Here is an 18,236-nt window from a genome sequence, read left to right on the forward strand (position 1 = left end):
TGTCTGAGTGCAGCGAGCGCGTTGTTATCTTCTGGGAGAAACGGCAGTGGTTCTGGAGCTCGAGCCGCCGGTGACCCTTGCCACGCAAAAGCGTATCTGGCGGCTAACCCAGCGTCTGGCCGAACTACCGGAGGTGGTTGAAGCTATTCCGGGGATGAATAACATCACCGTAGTGCTGCGTAGCCCGCATACCCTGGCGCTGGATGCCATTGAGCGTTTGCAGCGCTGGTGGGAAGAGAGCGAGGCGCTGGAGCCGGAATCGCGTGCCATTGAGATCCCGGTCGTTTATGGCGGTACGGGTGGGCCGGATCTGGGCGTGGTGGCAGACCACTGCGGATTAACCGAAAAGCAGGTAGTTGAGCTGCACAGCTCGGTTGACTACGTGGTCTGGTTCCTGGGGTTTCAGCCCGGATTCCCGTATCTGGGCGGGTTATCTCCCCGGCTGCATACGCCACGCCGTGCCGAGCCGCGCCTGAGCGTGCCGGCGGGGACGGTGGCTATCGGCGGCGAGCAGACCGGCGTTTATCCGCTGACATCGCCTGGCGGCTGGCAGCTTATTGGGCATACCGCGACACCGTTATTTGAACCCGGGCTGGAGACGCCAATACTCCTGCGTCCCGGCGATACCCTTCGCTTTATCCCGCAGAAGGAGGGGGTATGTTAACGCTTATTCGCGCCGGGCTTTACACCTCCGTACAGGATGCCGGCCGCTTTGGTCTGCGCCAGTCGGGCGTGAGCTACTGCGGTGCGCTTGACCGTCCTTCGCTGGAGATTGCCAACCTGCTTGTGGGCAACCCAGGCAGCACGGCGGCGCTAGAAATTACGCTGGGTCAGTGTGTGATTGAGTTTGGTCAGGAAACCTGGTTTGCCTTAACCGGCGCAGGCTGTGATGCGACGCTGGATGGCAAAGCGGTGTGGACCGGCTGGCGGCTACGAGCGAAAGCCGGGCAGCGCCTGACGCTCAAACGTCCGCTGCACGGCGTGCGTAGCTATCTCGCGGTGGCGGGGGGCATCGACGTGCCGGAGGTGCTGGGCTCGTCCAGTACCGATCAGAAGGCCGGGATCGGCGGTCACGAAGGACGTTTGTTGCGCGACGGCGATCGGCTGGGAATCAAACCCTCCGCGCGCCATTTCTCGACCACACAGGGCGTAAAACAGCTGCTGTGGGGAAACCAGATCCGCGCCTTACCGGGGCCGGAATATCATGAGTTTGACGAGGCGTCTAAAGAGTCCTTCTGGCGCGCGCCGTGGAAGATCAGCCCGCAAAGTAACCGCATGGGCTACCGCCTGCAGGGTCAGCCGTTGACCCGCACGACGGACCGGGAACTGCTCTCCCACGGTTTATTGCCGGGGGTTATTCAGGTGCCGGGGAACGGTCAGCCCATCGTGTTAATGAACGATGCGCAAACGACCGGCGGCTATCCGCGCATTGCCTGCATCATTGAAGCGGATCGCTACCATCTGGCGCAAATTCCCCTCGGTCAGCCGATTCACTTCGTGCAGTGTTCGCTGGAGGAGGCGCTGAAGGCCCGGCAGGATCAGCAGCGTTATCTGGAACAGCTGGCGTGGAGGCTTGATGGTAAAGATTGATTTGAACGCCGATCTGGGGGAGGGAAGCCGCGCTGATGCGGAACTGATGACCCTGGTCACCTCGGTCAATATCGCCTGCGGCTTTCACGCGGGCGATGCCCAAACCATGCTGGAGAGCGTGCGTAATGCCATTAAAAACGGCGTCGCGATTGGGGCTCACCCCAGCTTTCCCGATCGGGAAAACTTTGGCCGTACGGCGATGGATCTGCCCCCTGAGACGGTCTACGCTCAGGTGCTCTACCAGATCGGCGCGCTGGATGCGATGGTGCGCGCCCAGAACGATGTGATGCGCCACGTGAAGCCGCACGGCATGCTCTACAACCAGGCAGCGAAAGATGCCGATCTGGCGGACGCCATTGCCCGCGCGGTGCGGGACTGCAACCCGCAGCTGATCCTTGTGGGTCTGGCGGGCAGCGAGCTGATTCGCGCCGGACAACGGCTGGGGCTGACCACGCGTCAGGAAGTGTTTGCCGATCGGGGATATCAGCCGGACGGCAGCCTGGTGCCGCGGACGCAGGCCGGCGCGCTGATTACCGACGAAGGTAAAGCACTGGCGCAGACGCTCGAGATGGTGCGCGCCGGGCGGGTGATTGCCGTGGATGGAACACCGGCACACGTTCAGGCCGATACGGTATGTTTACACGGCGATGGCGAGCATGCGCTCCAGTTCGCGCGCCGCTTGCGGGCAGCGTTCTCTGAAGAGGGCATCCTCGTCAGCGCCGAATAATGACGATAAGGACACAAAATGCCTGAAGGTCCGGAGATCCGCCGTGCGGCGGATAGCCTGGAGGCGGCGATAAAGGGCAAACCTCTGACGGATGTCTGGTTTGCTTTTCCTCAGCTAAAACCGTTTGAATCACAGCTGGTGGGCCAGACTGTGACTCATATTGAAACGCGCGGCAAGGCCCTGCTTACGCACTTTTCCCATAACCTGACGTTATATAGCCATAATCAGCTTTACGGCGTCTGGCGCGTGGTGGAGGCGGGTGAGCAGCCGCAAACCACCCGCGTGCTCCGCGTCAGGCTGCAAACGGCGGATAAAGCGATCCTGCTCTATAGCGCGTCGGATATCGAAATGTTAACGCCGGAGCAACTGCTGATGCATCCGTTCCTGCAGCGAGTCGGGCCAGACGTGCTGGACATGCGCCTGACGGCAAGCGACGTGAAGGCCCGGCTGCTATCCCCCAAATTCCGCAACCGGCAGTTTTCCAGCCTGTTCCTTGACCAGGCCTTTCTGGCCGGGCTTGGCAACTACCTGCGGGTAGAGATCCTCTGGGAAGTCGGGCTGGCGCCGCAGCATAAAGCGTCTCAGCTGAGCGATGAACAGCTGGAGGCGTTATCCCACGCGCTGCTGGATATTCCGCGGCTCTCTTACAACACGCGCGGCGTGGTGGATGAGAATACCCATCACGGGGCACTGTTCCGCTTTAAGGTGTTTCATCGGGCGGGGAAAAAGTGCGAGCGGTGCGGCGGGATTATTGACAGGATTATGCTCTCTTCAAGACCTTTTAACTGGTGCCCACACTGCCAGAAATAAAAGTAAAACGGCAACGAAAGTTGCCGTTTTTAAGGTTTTCACCCTCTCCCTGTGGGGGAGGGTCGGGGTGAGGGGATCAGGCCGCACCCAACTTCTGTTAGCGCTTAATATCAGACTTAAAATCACGCTGCTCGTAGCCGGTATACAGCTGACGAGGACGGGCGATTTTCATGCCTTCGCTGTGCATTTCGTTCCAGTGCGCAATCCAGCCTACGGTACGGGCCATGGCGAAGATCACGGTGAACATGGAAGACGGAATGCCCATCGCTTTCAGAATAATGCCAGAGTAGAAATCGACGTTCGGGTAGAGTTTCTTCTCGATGAAGTACGGGTCGTTCAGCGCGATGTGTTCCAGCTCCATCGCCACTTCCAGCAGGTCATCTTTGGTGCCCAGTTCTTTTAGCACTTCGTGGCAGGTCTCACGCATGACGGTGGCGCGCGGGTCGTAGTTTTTGTAAACACGGTGACCGAAGCCCATCAGGCGGAAGGAGTCATTCTTGTCTTTCGCGCGACGCACGAACTCAGGAATGTGCTCAACGGTGCTGATCTCTTCCAGCATCTTCAGTGCCGCTTCGTTCGCGCCACCGTGCGCCGGTCCCCACAGGGAGGCGATGCCCGCAGCGATACAGGCGAACGGGTTCGCGCCTGAAGAGCCCGCGGTACGGACGGTAGAGGTAGAGGCGTTCTGTTCGTGGTCAGCGTGCAGGATCAGAATACGGTCCATCGCGCGTTCCAGCACCGGGTTCACTTCGTACTCTTCGCACGGCGTGGAGAACATCATGCGCAGGAAGTTACCCGCGTAGGAGAGGTCGTTGCGCGGATACACAAACGGCTGACCGATGGAGTATTTGTAGCACATCGCCGCCATGGTAGGCATTTTGGACAGCAGGCGGAACGCCGCGATATCGCGGTGACGCGGGTTATTCACGTCAAGGGAGTCATGGTAGAACGCCGCCAGCGCACCGGTGATACCGCACATCACCGCCATCGGGTGAGAGTCACGGCGGAACGCATGGAACAGACGGGTAATCTGCTCATGGATCATGGTGTGACGGGTCACGGTGGTTTTGAATTCATCGTACTGTGCCTGCGTCGGTTTTTCGCCGTTCAGCAGGATGTAGCACACTTCCAGATAGTTGGATTCGGTGGCTAACTGATCGATGGGGAAGCCGCGATGGAGCAGGATACCTTCGTCACCGTCAATGTAGGTGATTTTGGATTCGCAAGATGCGGTAGAGGTAAATCCAGGGTCAAAGGTGAATACACCTTTAGAGCCCAGCGTACGGATATCAATAACATCCTGACCGAGCGTGCCTTTTAGCACATCCAGTTCAATAGCAGTGTCACCATTTAGGGTGAGCGTTGCCTTTGTATCAGCCATTTACGGTCTCCTTAGCGCCTTATGCTTAAGACTGCGCTTTACCGGATTTGCTTTCAGCTGTTAATCACCGTTACCAGATTGTTATTTGGCTTTCCGCTCAGCTCACGAGGACAAACCAGGGTACAGAGCTATGGCGCCTTGCAGGTAAACGAATGAAATATCAGTGAAACAACAGCAAATCAGCGTTTTTGCAGTCCGAATTATTCAAACCTGTATATCACTAATAACTGTCCTGATAACTTCGGTCAATACCATCACACTGTTACATAACTATTTGTCAGGTGAAAGAGAGACCTCATAACTTTTGCGCATTATATGCCTTTTCTGATGACGTTTGTAACAATATTGTTTAACATTTGTCAAATCAGATGATTAAAAATTAAAAAGATGTTGTTATCGTGACCCTGATCACTGTTCCAGAGAAAACCCGACAAACTGTATGTAGGTTAATTGTAATGATTTTGTGAACGGCCTATACTGCCGCCAGGTCTCCGGAACACCCTGCAATCCCGAGCCACCCAGCGTTGTAACGTGTCGTTTAAGCATCTGGAAGCAATGTTTTGCATGACGCGCAGTTATAGAAAAGGAACGCTGCTTGACCCGCATCGCATTCCGGAGGAAGGAAACAATAAGAACAGCATGTGGGCGTTATTCATGATAAGAAATGTGAAAAAACAAAGACCTGTCAATCTGGATCTCAAAACGATCCGGTTCCCTGTAACAGCAATAGCGTCCATTCTGCACCGTGTTTCAGGTGTGATTACGTTTGTGGCGGTCGGTATTTTACTGTGGTTACTGGGCACCAGCCTCTCTTCCCCTGAAGGATTCCTCCAGGCCTCTGCCATCATGAACAGCTTCTTCGTGAAATTCATCATGTGGGGCATTCTGACCGCGCTGGCGTACCACGTCGTCGTCGGTGTTCGCCATATGCTGATGGACTTTGGCTACCTGGAAGAGACTTTCGAAGCCGGGAAACGCTCCGCTAACATTTCATTTGTGATTACTGTCGTGCTTTCACTTCTCGCAGGAGTTCTCGTATGGTAAGCAACGCCTCCGCATTAGGACGCAACGGCGTACATGACTTCATTCTGGTCCGTGCTACCGCCATCGTTCTCACTCTTTACATCATCTATATGATCGGGTTCTTCGCGACCAGCGGCACGCTGACGTGGGAAATCTGGAGTGGGTTCTTCGGATCCGCCTTCACCAAAGTGTTCACCCTGCTGGCTCTGTTCTCCATCCTTATTCATGCCTGGATTGGCATGTGGCAGGTGTTGACCGATTACGTTAAACCGCTGGCGATTCGCCTCCCACTGCAGCTGGCCATTGTTGTTGCACTGGTGGTTTACGTTATTTATGGATTCGTTGTGGTGTGGGGTGTGTAATGAAACTGCCAGTCAGAGAATTTGATGCTGTTGTAATTGGTGCCGGTGGCGCAGGTATGCGTGCCGCACTGCAAATTTCCCAGAGCGGCCAGACCTGTGCGCTGCTCTCTAAAGTTTTCCCGACCCGTTCCCACACTGTGTCTGCGCAGGGCGGTATCACCGTTGCGCTGGGTAACTCCCATGAAGATAACTGGGAATGGCACATGTACGACACGGTAAAAGGTTCCGACTACATCGGCGACCAGGATGCCATCGAATATATGTGTAAAACCGGCCCGGAAGCGATTCTGGAGCTGGACCACATGGGTCTGCCGTTCTCCCGTCTGGAAAATGGCACCATCTATCAGCGTCCGTTTGGCGGCCAGTCGAAAAACTTCGGCGGCGAGCAGGCGGCACGCACCGCGGCGGCGGCTGACCGTACCGGTCACGCACTGCTGCACACCCTGTATCAGCAGAACCTGAAAAACCATACCACCATCTTCTCCGAGTGGTACGCGCTGGATCTGGTGAAAAACGCCGATGGCGCAATCGTCGGCTGTACCGCGCTGTGCATCGAAACCGGTGAAGTGGTTTACTTCAAAGCCCGCGCTACCGTGCTGGCTACCGGCGGCGCAGGCCGTATCTATCAGTCCACCACCAACGCCCACATCAACACCGGTGACGGCGTCGGTATGGCTATCCGCGCGGGCGTGCCGGTTCAGGATATGGAGATGTGGCAGTTCCACCCAACCGGTATCGCCGGTGCGGGCGTTCTGGTGACGGAAGGCTGCCGCGGTGAAGGTGGCTACCTGCTGAACAAACACGGCGAACGCTTCATGGAGCGTTATGCCCCGAATGCGAAAGACCTGGCGGGTCGTGACGTGGTGGCGCGTTCCATCATGATCGAGATTCGTGAAGGCCGCGGCTGTGACGGCCCGTGGGGTCCACACGCGAAGCTGAAGCTCGACCATCTGGGTAAAGAGGTTCTGGAATCTCGTCTGCCGGGCATCCTGGAACTGTCCCGCACCTTCGCACACGTCGACCCGGTGAAAGAGCCGATTCCGGTTATCCCAACCTGCCACTACATGATGGGCGGTATTCCGACCAAAGTGACCGGTCAGGCGCTGACCGTGAACGAGCAGGGCGAAGACGTGGTCATTCCTGGCCTGTTCGCGGTAGGCGAAATTGCCTGCGTATCCGTACACGGTGCAAACCGCCTGGGCGGTAACTCCCTGCTGGATCTGGTGGTGTTTGGTCGTGCAGTCGGTCTGCATCTGCAGGAATCTATTGCCGAGCAGGGCGCACTGCGTGACGCGACCGACGACGAAATTGATGCCTCTCTTGAGCGCCTCAACCGCTGGAACGGTAACCGTAACGGCGAAGATCCGGTGGAAATCCGCAAAGCGCTGCAGGAATGCATGCAGCACAACTTCTCGGTATTCCGCGAAGGCGACGCGATGGCCAAAGGTCTTGAGCAGCTGAAAGCGATCCGCGAGCGTCTGAAAAATGCCCGTCTGGACGACACCTCCAGCGAATTCAACACCCAGCGCGTTGAGTGCCTGGAGCTGGATAACCTGATGGAAACCGCGTTCGCGACGGCGATGTCGGCAAACTTCCGTACCGAAAGCCGTGGCGCGCATAGCCGCTTCGACTTCCCGGATCGTGATGACGAAAACTGGCTGTGCCATTCCCTGTATCTGCCAGAGTCGGAATCCATGACGCGTCGTAGCGTCAACATGGAACCGAAACTGCGTCCGGCGTTCCCGCCGAAGATTCGTACTTACTAATGCGGAGAAAGGATAATGAAACTCGAATTCTCAGTTTATCGTTATAACCCGGATGTTGATGACGCTCCGCGTATGCAGGACTACACCCTGGAAGCGGAAGAAGGTCGCGACATGATGCTGCTGGATGCGTTAATCCAGCTGAAAGAAAAAGATCCTACGCTGTCGTTCCGCCGCTCCTGCCGTGAAGGGGTTTGTGGCTCTGACGGTGTGAACATGAACGGCAAAAATGGCCTGGCCTGCATCACGCCAATTTCAGCGTTGCAGCGTCCTGGTCAGAAAATTGTTATCCGTCCTCTGCCAGGCCTGCCGGTCGTGCGTGATTTGGTGGTAGACATGGGGCAATTCTATGCACAATATGAGAAGATTAAGCCTTACTTATTGAATAATGGGCAAAATCCACCCGCTCGCGAGCACTTACAGTCTCCTGAGCAGCGTGAAAAACTCGATGGGTTGTACGAGTGTATTCTCTGCGCATGCTGTTCAACGTCCTGCCCGTCGTTCTGGTGGAACCCGGACAAGTTTATCGGCCCGGCCGGTCTGCTGGCTGCCTATCGCTTCCTGATCGATAGCCGCGACACCGAAACCGACAGCCGTCTGGAAGGACTGAGTGACGCTTTCAGCGTATTCCGCTGCCATAGCATCATGAACTGCGTCAGTGTGTGTCCGAAGGGGCTGAACCCGACGCGCGCCATCGGTCATATTAAGTCGATGCTGCTGCAGCGCAGTGCGTAAGTAGTAAGAGGGGAGCGCTGTTCCCCTCACCCTAACCCTCTCCCAAAGGGAGAGGGAACAGATTGCAGAAACCTTTAAAAACTGCCCTGAAGTTTAGACAGTTTCTAAAGGTTCCTTCGCGGGCCAAATGAAAAGAGCTCGCAGGTGAACCCCGGCACGTACACGTGGTGTGCGTGGTAGTTTCTACGGCGAAAGTAAGCATAAAAATGCTTAAGGGATCACGATGCAGAACGGCGCAATGAAAGCCTGGCTGGACTCTTCTTTCCTTTCTGGTGCGAACCAGAGCTGGATTGAACAGCTCTATGAAGACTTCTTAACCGATCCTGACTCAGTGGACGCTAACTGGCGTTCCATGTTCCAGCAGTTGCCTGGCACAGGGGTCAAACCGGATCAATTCCATTCCAAAACACGTGATTATTTCCGTCGTCTGGCGAAGGATGCCTCACGTTACTCTTCTGCGATTTCCGACCCTGACACCAATGCGAAGCAGGTTAAAGTCCTGCAGCTTATCAACGCTTATCGCTTCCGCGGTCACCAGCATGCGAATCTCGATCCGCTGGGACTGTGGCAGCAAGACCGTGTGGCCGATCTCGATCCGGCGTATCACGATCTGAACGAGGCCGATTTCCAGGAAAGCTTTAACGTAGGTTCCTTTGCCATCGGCAAAGACACGATGAAGCTGGGCGATCTGATTGACGCGCTCAAGCAAACCTACTGCGGCTCCATCGGCGCGGAATACATGCACATTACCTCTACCGAAGAGAAACGCTGGATCCAGCAGCGTATCGAATCCGTAGCGGGCCACGCGACCTTCTCGGCTGACGAGAAAAAACGCTTCCTGAACGAACTGACCGCAGCGGAAGGGCTTGAGCGCTATCTGGGCGCGAAATTCCCGGGCGCAAAACGCTTCTCGCTGGAAGGCGGTGACGCGCTGGTGCCGATGCTGAAAGAGCTGATTCGTCACGCAGGCAAGAGCGGCACCCGTGAAGTGGTACTGGGCATGGCGCACCGTGGTCGTCTGAACGTGCTGGTCAACGTGCTGGGTAAAAAACCGCAGGACCTGTTCGACGAGTTCGCGGGCAAACATAAAGAACACCTCGGCACTGGCGACGTGAAGTACCACATGGGCTTCTCGTCGGATATCGAAACCGAAGGCGGTCTGGTTCACCTGGCGCTGGCGTTTAACCCGTCACACCTGGAAATCGTTAGCCCGGTGGTTATCGGTTCCGTGCGTGCGCGTCTGGATCGTCTGGACGAGCCGAGCAGCAACAAAGTTCTGCCAATTACCATCCACGGCGATGCGGCGGTAACAGGGCAGGGCGTGGTTCAGGAAACCCTGAACATGTCGAAAGCGCGTGGTTATGAAGTGGGCGGTACCGTTCGCATCGTGATCAACAACCAGGTGGGCTTCACCACCTCTAACCCATTGGACGCGCGTTCTACCCCATACTGCACCGACATCGGTAAGATGGTGCAGGCGCCAATCTTCCACGTTAACGCGGATGACCCGGAAGCCGTTGCTTTCGTTACCCGTCTGGCGCTGGACTTCCGTAATACCTTTAAACGCGATGTGTTCATTGACCTCTTCTGCTACCGCCGTCACGGCCACAACGAAGCGGACGAGCCAAGTGCAACCCAGCCGTTGATGTATCAGAAAATCAAAAAACACCCGACCCCGCGCAAAATCTATGCTGACAAGCTGGAGAGCGACAAAGTGACGACGCTGGAAGATGCGACCGAAATGGTCAACCTCTACCGCGACGCGCTGGATGCGGGTGAATGCGTGGTGAAAGAGCTGCGCCCGATGAACATGCACTCCTTTACCTGGTCGCCGTACCTCAACCACGAGTGGGATGAGAGCTACCCGAACAAGGTTGAGATGAAGCGCCTGCAGGAGCTGGCTAAACGCATCAGCACCGTACCGGACGCTATCGAGATGCAGTCTCGCGTGGCGAAAATCTACGCTGACCGTCAGTCCATGGCGGCAGGCGAGAAGCTGTTCGACTGGGGCGGCGCGGAAACGCTGGCTTACGCAACGCTGGTTGACGAAGGCATTCCTGTTCGTCTGTCCGGTGAAGATGCGGGCCGTGGGACCTTCTTCCACCGTCACGCGGTTGTTCACAACCAGTCCAACGGTTCAACCTACACCCCGCTGCAGCACGTGCACAACGGTCAGGGCCAGTTCAAGGTCTGGGACTCCGTGCTGTCTGAAGAAGCGGTTCTGGCCTTCGAATACGGTTACGCCACCGCTGAACCACGTACCCTGACCATCTGGGAAGCGCAGTTCGGTGACTTCGCCAACGGTGCGCAGGTGGTTATCGACCAGTTCATCTCCTCCGGCGAGCAGAAGTGGGGCCGCATGTGTGGCCTGGTAATGCTGCTGCCGCACGGTTATGAAGGTCAGGGTCCGGAGCACTCCTCCGCGCGTCTGGAACGTTATCTGCAGCTCTGCGCCGAGCAGAACATGCAGGTCTGCGTGCCGTCCACCCCAGCTCAGGTCTACCACATGCTGCGTCGTCAGGCGCTGCGCGGTATGCGCCGTCCGCTGGTGGTGATGTCGCCGAAATCCCTGCTGCGTCATCCGCTGGCGGTGTCCAGCCTGGAAGAACTGGCGAACGGTACTTTCCAGCCGGCCATCGGTGAAATTGACGAGCTGGATCCGCAGGGCGTGAAGCGCGTGGTGATGTGTTCTGGTAAGGTTTATTACGACCTGCTGGAACAGCGCCGCAAGAACGATCAGAAAGATGTCGCCATCGTGCGTATCGAACAGCTTTATCCGTTCCCGCATCAGGCGATGCAGGAAGTGCTGAAACAATATGCTCACGTACATGATTTTGTCTGGTGCCAGGAAGAGCCGCTCAACCAGGGCGCATGGTACTGCAGCCAGCATCATTTCCGTGAAGTGATTCCATTTGGGTCAGCCCTGCGTTATGCAGGTCGCCCGGCCTCCGCCTCTCCGGCGGTAGGGTATATGTCCGTTCACCAGAAGCAGCAACAAGATCTGGTCAATGACGCGCTGAACGTCGATTAATTAAAGGATACAAAATGAGTAGCGTAGATATTCTTGTTCCCGACCTGCCTGAATCCGTAGCAGATGCGACCGTCGCTACCTGGCACAAAAAACCAGGCGATGCCGTTAAGCGCGATGAAGTGCTGGTAGAAATCGAAACTGACAAAGTGGTACTGGAAGTACCGGCTTCGGCGGATGGCGTTCTGGACGCGGTGCTGGAAGATGAAGGTACCACCGTCACCTCTCGTCAGATCCTGGGTCGCCTGCGTGAAGGCAACAGCGCGGGCAAAGAGTCCAGCGCGAAATCTGAAGAGAAAGCCTCTACGCCGGCTCAGCGCCAGCAGGCTTCTCTGGAAGAACAGTCTAACGACGCTCTCAGCCCGGCGATCCGTCGCCTGCTGGCTGAACACAGCCTCGACCCGGCTGCCATCAAAGGCACCGGTGTGGGCGGTCGTCTGACCCGCGAAGACATCGACAAACACCTGGCGAAAGCGCCTGCTCAGGCGGAAGCGAAAGCTCCTGCGGCAGCACCAGCAGCACAGCCTGCTCTGGGTGCCCGCAGCGAAAAACGCGTGCCGATGACCCGCCTGCGTAAGCGTGTGGCCGAGCGTCTGCTGGAAGCGAAAAACTCCACAGCGATGCTGACCACCTTCAACGAAGTGAACATGAAGCCAATCATGGACCTGCGTAAGCAGTACGGTGACGCGTTTGAAAAACGTCACGGTATCCGTCTGGGCTTTATGTCCTTCTACGTGAAGGCGGTAGTTGAAGCGCTGAAACGCTACCCGGAAGTGAACGCGTCTATCGATGGCGATGACGTGGTTTACCACAACTATTTCGACGTCAGCATGGCGGTTTCTACTCCACGCGGCCTGGTCACCCCGGTTCTGCGTGATGTGGATACCCTGGGTATGGCTGACATCGAGAAAAACATTAAAGAGCTGGCTGTTAAAGGCCGCGACGGCAAGCTGACCGTAGACGACCTGACCGGCGGTAACTTCACCATTACCAACGGCGGCGTATTCGGCTCGCTGATGTCTACCCCGATCATTAACCCGCCGCAGAGCGCGATCCTGGGTATGCATGCCATTAAAGATCGCCCTATGGCGGTAGACGGTAAAGTTGAGATCCTGCCAATGATGTACCTGGCGCTCTCTTACGATCACCGCCTGATCGACGGCCGCGAGTCCGTGGGCTTCCTGGTCGCGATTAAAGAGCTGCTGGAAGATCCAACCCGTCTGCTGCTGGACGTCTAGTTTTGCAGTCTTGCCCGGCGGCGTATGGCTGCCGGGCCAATAAAAGCACGACCTAACGATTACCTGAAGGATGGATAGAACACATGAACTTACATGAATATCAGGCCAAACAGCTGTTTGCCCGGTATGGCTTACCGGCTCCGGTGGGTTATGCCTGTACTACCCCGCGTGAAGCAGAAGAAGCCGCATCTAAAATCGGTTCCGGCCCTTGGGTAGTTAAGTGTCAGGTTCACGCTGGTGGCCGTGGTAAAGCGGGCGGTGTGAAGGTTGTTAAGAGCAAAGAAGAGATTCGTGCGTTTGCTGAACATTGGCTCGGCAAGCGTCTGGTAACCTACCAGACAGATGCGAACGGCCAGCCGGTTAACCAGATCCTGGTTGAAGCGGCGACCGACATCGCAAAAGAACTGTACCTGGGCGCGGTTGTTGACCGTAGCTCCCGTCGCGTGGTGTTCATGGCGTCTACCGAAGGCGGCGTGGAAATCGAAAAAGTGGCGGAAGAAACCCCTCACCTGATCCACAAAGTGGCTATCGATCCGCTGGCAGGCCCAATGCCTTACCAGGGTCGCGAGCTGGCGTTCAAGCTGGGCCTGGAAGGCAAGCTGGTTCAGCAGTTCACCAAGATCTTCATGGGCCTGGCGAACATTTTCCTGGAGCGCGACCTGGCGCTGATCGAGATCAACCCGCTGGTGATCACCACCCAGGGCGATCTGATCTGCCTCGACGGCAAGCTGGGTGCTGACGGCAACGCGCTGTTCCGCCAGTCCGATCTGCGCGAAATGCGCGACCAGTCTCAGGAAGACCCGCGTGAAGCGCAGGCGGCACAGTGGGAACTGAACTACGTGGCGCTGGACGGAAACATCGGCTGCATGGTTAACGGTGCGGGCCTGGCAATGGGCACCATGGACATCGTTAAGCTGCACGGCGGTGAGCCAGCAAACTTCCTCGACGTAGGCGGTGGCGCAACCAAAGAGCGCGTAACCGAAGCGTTCAAAATCATCCTCTCTGACGATAACGTGAAGGCGGTTCTGGTTAACATCTTCGGCGGCATCGTGCGTTGCGACCTGATTGCCGACGGCATCATCGGTGCGGTAGAAGAAGTGGGTGTTAACGTACCGGTGGTTGTGCGTCTGGAAGGTAACAACGCTGAACTCGGCGCGAAAAAACTGGCTGACAGCGGCCTGAATATTATTGCAGCGAAAAGTCTGACGGATGCAGCTCAGCAGGTTGTTGCCGCAGTGGAGGGGAAATAATGTCAGTTTTAATTAATAAAGATACCAAGGTTATCTGCCAGGGCTTCACCGGTAGCCAGGGGACTTTCCACTCCGAACAGGCGATTGCCTACGGCACGCAGATGGTTGGCGGCGTAACGCCAGGTAAAGGCGGCACCACGCATCTGGGTCTGCCGGTGTTCAACACCGTGCGTGAAGCCGTCGAAGCGACGGGCGCAACCGCGACCGTGATCTACGTTCCGGCACCGTTCTGCAAAGACTCCATTCTGGAAGCGATCGACGCAGGCATCAAACTGATCATCACCATCACCGAAGGCATCCCGACGCTGGATATGCTGACCGTGAAGGTGAAGCTGGATGAAGCTGGCGTGCGTATGATCGGCCCGAACTGCCCAGGCGTTATCACTCCGGGCGAATGCAAAATCGGCATCATGCCGGGCCACATTCACAAGCCGGGTAAAGTGGGCATCGTGTCCCGTTCCGGTACCCTGACCTATGAAGCGGTTAAGCAGACCACCGACTACGGTTTCGGCCAGTCCACCTGTGTGGGCATCGGCGGTGACCCAATCCCAGGCTCTAACTTCATCGACATCCTGAAGCTGTTCCAGGAAGATCCACAGACCGAAGCGATCGTGATGATCGGTGAGATCGGTGGTAGCGCGGAAGAAGAAGCCGCTGCTTACATCAAAGAGCACGTGACCAAGCCAGTTGTCGGCTACATCGCGGGTGTGACCGCGCCGAAAGGCAAGCGTATGGGTCACGCAGGCGCGATCATCGCCGGCGGTAAAGGTACGGCTGATGAGAAATTCGCAGCGCTGGAAGCCGCAGGCGTGAAAACCGTTCGCAGCCTGGCGGATATCGGCGAAGCACTGAAATCCATCATTAAGTAAGTCCTCTCTGCTCCCCGAAAGGGGGGCGTTGAAGTATAAAAATGTCCGTTTCGACATGGTTGGCCGCTGTAAAGCGGCCTTTTTTATTGTCTGCCGGGCGACATGCAATAGTCACTAAATGGTGTTAATTAGAGAGGGGGATAAAAGTAAAATAATTGTTATTTATTTACCTTAAAGAGAGCGGATGGAAAAAAACGAAACACGCACTAAAATTTATGTCCTGAATAAATTAGGTATTCGGGCTTCTGAGTTAATAAAAATCACTTCTGTTTATATTCATCAATCGACCTGATAACCTTAATTGTATTTTATATACATATCTTTAACATGGTTTTTACTATGTTCACCGCATCAAAACACATTTAACACAACGGATTGTTTTTGATTTAAATCAATGTTTAATCCTTGGAAAAACCCATCAAAAGGCGGTAAATTGTCCCCGATCAAAATGGCCGAAAAGTGATAATTTTGCTATAAATTGATCGCCGTCGAAAAACGTAAATGTGATTCAATAAAAACCTGTTTATTGTAAGGGTTTTGCAGCGTATTATATTTGCGGGATCAATTTGAGTTTTTTATTAACGTATTTGTAACCTCACGTCATCGTTTTTATCCTCCTTCAGGGTAATAACGACGACAAGGATGCGAATAATTTGTATTGGGGCATGCGTGTGGATCTCTCTCTGATGGGGTTCACTCTCGGAGTCTTCATGCGATGAGCAAGGAGTCATGATGTTAGATATAGTCGAACTGTCGCGCTTACAGTTTGCCTTGACCGCGATGTACCACTTTCTGTTTGTGCCACTGACGCTCGGTATGGCGTTCCTGCTGGCCATTATGGAAACGGTATACGTTCTCTCCGGCAAACAGATTTATAAAGATATGACCAAGTTCTGGGGCAAGTTGTTTGGTATCAACTTCGCGCTGGGCGTGGCAACCGGTTTGACCATGGAGTTCCAGTTCGGGACTAACTGGTCTTACTATTCCCACTATGTCGGGGATATCTTCGGTGCGCCGCTGGCCATTGAAGGTCTGATGGCATTCTTCCTCGAATCCACCTTTGTAGGTCTGTTCTTCTTCGGTTGGGACCGTCTGGGTAAAGTCCAGCATATGGCGGTGACCTGGCTGGTGGCATTAGGTTCGAACCTCTCCGCGCTGTGGATCCTGGTGGCGAACGGCTGGATGCAGAACCCAATCGCGTCTGATTTCAACTTCGAAACCATGCGTATGGAGATGGTCAGCTTTGCCGAGCTGGTCCTGAACCCGGTGGCACAGGTTAAATTCGTTCACACCGTAGCATCTGGCTATGTGTGCGGCGCAATGTTCGTACTGGGTATCAGCTCCTACTACATGCTGCGCGGTCGTGACTTCGCGTTTGCTAAGCGCTCCTTTGCTATCGCTGCAAGTTTCGGTATGGCTGCAATCCTCTCTGTTATCGTTCTGGGTGATGAATCCGGTTACGAAATGGGTGACGTGCAGAAAACCAAACTGGCCGCTATCGAAGCCGAATGGGAAACCCAGCCGGCACCAGCTGCCTTTACGCTGTTCGGTATCCCCGATCAGGACGCGCAGGAAAACCGCTTCGCTATTCAAATCCCTTACGCGCTGGGTATTATCGCCACCCGTTCTGTTGATAAGCAGGTGACGGGCCTGAAAGAGCTGATGGTTCAGCACGAAGAGCGTATCCGTAACGGTATGAAAGCCTACTCGCTGCTCGAACAGCTGCGTGCCGGTTCTACCGACCAGGCCGTTCGCGACCAGTTCAATAACGTGAAGAAAGATCTGGGTTACGGTCTGCTGTTGAAGCGTTATACCCCGAACGTTTCTGATGCGACAGAAGCGCAGATCCAGATGGCAACCAAAGACTCAATTCCACGCGTTGCGCCACTGTACTTCGCATTCCGTATCATGGTGGGCTGCGGCATCATCATGCTGCTGATCATTGCGGCGTCCTTCTGGTCCGTGATTCGCAACCGCATCGGCGAGAAAAAATGGCTGCTGCGCACCGCGCTGTACGGTATTCCACTGCCGTGGATCGCTATCGAATCCGGCTGGTTTGTTGCGGAGTACGGCCGTCAGCCATGGGCGATTGGTGAGGTACTGCCAACGGCGGTAGCGAACTCGTCCCTGACAGCGGGCGACCTGATCTTCTCCATGCTGCTGATTTGTGGTCTGTACACCCTGTTCCTGGTGGCTGAACTGTTCCTGATGTTCAAGTTCGCGCGCCTTGGCCCAAGCAGCCTGAAAACCGGTCGCTATCACTACGAGCAGTCCACCGCGACTACTCAGCCGGCACGCTAAGACAGGAGTCATCAAATGATTGATTATGAAGTATTGCGTTTTATCTGGTGGCTGCTGGTTGGCGTTCTGCTGATCGGTTTCGCCGTCACGGATGGTTTCGACATGGGGGTGGGGATGCTCACCCGTTTCCTCGGTCGTAATGACACCGAGCGTCGAATCATGATCAACTCCATCGCCCCTCACTGGGACGGTAACCAGGTGTGGCTGATCACCGCTGGCGGCGCGCTGTTCGCTGCCTGGCCGATGGTCTACGCGGCTGCGTTCTCCGGCTTCTACGTGGCGATGATTCTGGTGCTGGCCTCTTTATTCTTCCGTCCGGTCGGTTTCGACTACCGTTCCAAGATTGAAGACACCCGCTGGCGCAACATGTGGGACTGGGGCATCTTTATCGGTAGCTTCGTTCCACCGCTGGTGATCGGCGTGGCGTTCGGTAACCTGCTTCAGGGCGTACCGTTCCACCTGGACGAATATATGCGTCTTTACTACACCGGTAACTTCTTCCAGCTGCTGAATCCGTTTGGTCTGCTGGCCGGCGTGGTGAGCGTGGCGATGATCATCACTCAGGGCGCAACCTATCTGCAGATGCGTACGGTTGGTGAACTGCACCTGCGTTCTCGCGCGACGGCTCAGGTCGCTGCGCTGGTGACGCTGGTCTGCTTCGCACTGGCCGGTGTGTGGGTGGTGTACGGGATTGATGGTTATGTGGTGACCTCTGCAATTAACCACTCGGCACCGTCTAACCCGCTGACCAAAGAAGTGGCGCGTCAGGCTGGCGCATGGCTGGTGAACTTCAACAATACCCCTGCGCTGTGGGCGATCCCGGCTCTGGGCGTATTGCTGCCGCTGCTGACCGTGTTGACGTCTCGTCTGGAGAAAGGCGCACTGGCGTTCGTGTTCTCTTCGCTGACCCTGGCGTGCATCATCCTGACGGCGGGTATTGCGATGTTCCCATTCGTCATGCCATCCAGCACCATGCTGAATGCTAGCCTGACCATGTGGGACGCAACGTCCAGCCAGCTGACGCTGAACCTGATGACGTATGTTGCTTGCGTGTTCGTACCGATTATCCTGCTCTACACCACCTGGTGTTACTGGAAAATGTTCGGTCGTATCACTAAAGAACATATCGAAAGCAACACCCACTCTATGTATTAAGTAA

General features: G+C 55.8%; 15 protein-coding genes. 14 read left to right on the forward strand and 1 reads right to left on the reverse strand.

Going from position 1 to position 18,236, the window contains the following annotated elements:
* Positions 1 to 7: 7 nt before the first annotated feature.
* The 4 genes from pxpB to nei are packed head-to-tail and all read left to right on the forward strand — an operon-like array spanning position 8 to position 3,127.
* The gene (gene pxpB, locus F0320_RS05850; protein WP_045887708.1) at positions 8 to 664 is read left to right on the forward strand and encodes a 5-oxoprolinase subunit PxpB; all 657 of its coding nucleotides are present in this window, start codon (positions 8 to 10) and stop codon (positions 662 to 664) included.
* Complete coding sequence (gene pxpC, locus F0320_RS05855) at positions 658 to 1,590, forward strand: 5-oxoprolinase subunit PxpC (protein ID WP_126328035.1); 933 nt, start codon at positions 658 to 660, stop codon at positions 1,588 to 1,590. The genes pxpB and pxpC overlap by 7 nt, the downstream gene beginning before the upstream one ends.
* The gene (gene pxpA, locus F0320_RS05860; RefSeq protein WP_126328036.1) at positions 1,577 to 2,317 is read left to right on the forward strand and encodes a 5-oxoprolinase subunit PxpA; all 741 of its coding nucleotides are present in this window, start codon (positions 1,577 to 1,579) and stop codon (positions 2,315 to 2,317) included. The genes pxpC and pxpA overlap by 14 nt, the downstream gene beginning before the upstream one ends.
* Positions 2,318 to 2,335: 18 nt before the next feature.
* Positions 2,336 to 3,127, forward strand: a complete 792-nt coding sequence (nei, locus tag F0320_RS05865) for an endonuclease VIII (RefSeq protein WP_126328037.1) — start codon at positions 2,336 to 2,338, stop codon at positions 3,125 to 3,127.
* A gap of 97 nt (positions 3,128 to 3,224) precedes the next feature.
* Here nei and F0320_RS05870 read toward each other — a convergent pair whose 3' ends face one another.
* Positions 3,225 to 4,508: a citrate synthase gene (locus F0320_RS05870; RefSeq protein ID WP_023334930.1), complete on the reverse strand. Its 1,284-nt coding sequence runs from the start codon at positions 4,506 to 4,508 to the stop codon at positions 3,225 to 3,227.
* A 639-nt stretch (positions 4,509 to 5,147) separates the two neighbouring features.
* Between F0320_RS05870 and sdhC the strand changes: the two genes are divergently transcribed.
* From sdhC to cydB, 10 genes are all read left to right on the forward strand, one after another.
* Positions 5,148 to 5,552 carry a succinate dehydrogenase cytochrome b556 subunit gene (gene sdhC, locus F0320_RS05875; protein WP_020684965.1) on the forward strand — a complete coding sequence of 135 codons (405 nt, stop codon included), beginning with the start codon at positions 5,148 to 5,150 and terminating at the stop codon, positions 5,550 to 5,552.
* Positions 5,546 to 5,893 carry a succinate dehydrogenase membrane anchor subunit gene (gene sdhD, locus F0320_RS05880; protein WP_008501088.1) on the forward strand — a complete coding sequence of 116 codons (348 nt, stop codon included), beginning with the start codon at positions 5,546 to 5,548 and terminating at the stop codon, positions 5,891 to 5,893. The genes sdhC and sdhD overlap by 7 nt, the downstream gene beginning before the upstream one ends.
* Entirely contained in the window at positions 5,893 to 7,659 is a 1,767-nt protein-coding gene (gene sdhA / locus F0320_RS05885; protein ID WP_023310789.1) for a succinate dehydrogenase flavoprotein subunit, read from the forward strand. The genes sdhD and sdhA overlap by 1 nt, the downstream gene beginning before the upstream one ends.
* Before the next feature lie 15 nt (positions 7,660 to 7,674).
* Positions 7,675 to 8,391 (forward strand): succinate dehydrogenase iron-sulfur subunit SdhB, encoded by a 717-nt coding sequence (sdhB, locus tag F0320_RS05890; protein ID WP_008501090.1) that lies wholly within the window; start codon positions 7,675 to 7,677, stop codon positions 8,389 to 8,391.
* A gap of 223 nt (positions 8,392 to 8,614) precedes the next feature.
* Positions 8,615 to 11,422 (forward strand): 2-oxoglutarate dehydrogenase E1 component, encoded by a 2,808-nt coding sequence (sucA, locus tag F0320_RS05895; protein ID WP_126328038.1) that lies wholly within the window; start codon positions 8,615 to 8,617, stop codon positions 11,420 to 11,422.
* Between the two features lie 14 nt (positions 11,423 to 11,436).
* Complete coding sequence (gene odhB / locus F0320_RS05900; RefSeq protein ID WP_008501093.1) at positions 11,437 to 12,657, forward strand: 2-oxoglutarate dehydrogenase complex dihydrolipoyllysine-residue succinyltransferase; 1,221 nt, start codon at positions 11,437 to 11,439, stop codon at positions 12,655 to 12,657.
* Between the two features lie 83 nt (positions 12,658 to 12,740).
* Positions 12,741 to 13,907, forward strand: coding sequence for an ADP-forming succinate--CoA ligase subunit beta (sucC, locus tag F0320_RS05905; RefSeq protein ID WP_023310791.1), 1,167 nt, complete (start codon positions 12,741 to 12,743; stop codon positions 13,905 to 13,907).
* Entirely contained in the window at positions 13,907 to 14,776 is an 870-nt protein-coding gene (gene sucD / locus F0320_RS05910) for a succinate--CoA ligase subunit alpha (protein ID WP_008501094.1), read from the forward strand. Before sucC ends, sucD begins: the two co-directional genes overlap by 1 nt.
* Positions 14,777 to 15,508: 732 nt before the next feature.
* Positions 15,509 to 17,077, forward strand: coding sequence for a cytochrome ubiquinol oxidase subunit I (gene cydA, locus F0320_RS05915; RefSeq protein WP_023310795.1), 1,569 nt, complete (start codon positions 15,509 to 15,511; stop codon positions 17,075 to 17,077).
* A gap of 15 nt (positions 17,078 to 17,092) precedes the next feature.
* Positions 17,093 to 18,232, forward strand: coding sequence for a cytochrome d ubiquinol oxidase subunit II (cydB, locus tag F0320_RS05920; protein WP_047061368.1), 1,140 nt, complete (start codon positions 17,093 to 17,095; stop codon positions 18,230 to 18,232).
* Positions 18,233 to 18,236: the final 4 nt, after the last annotated feature.

Source organism: Enterobacter dykesii (assembly GCF_008364625.2).
GTDB lineage: Bacteria > Pseudomonadota > Gammaproteobacteria > Enterobacterales > Enterobacteriaceae > Enterobacter > Enterobacter dykesii.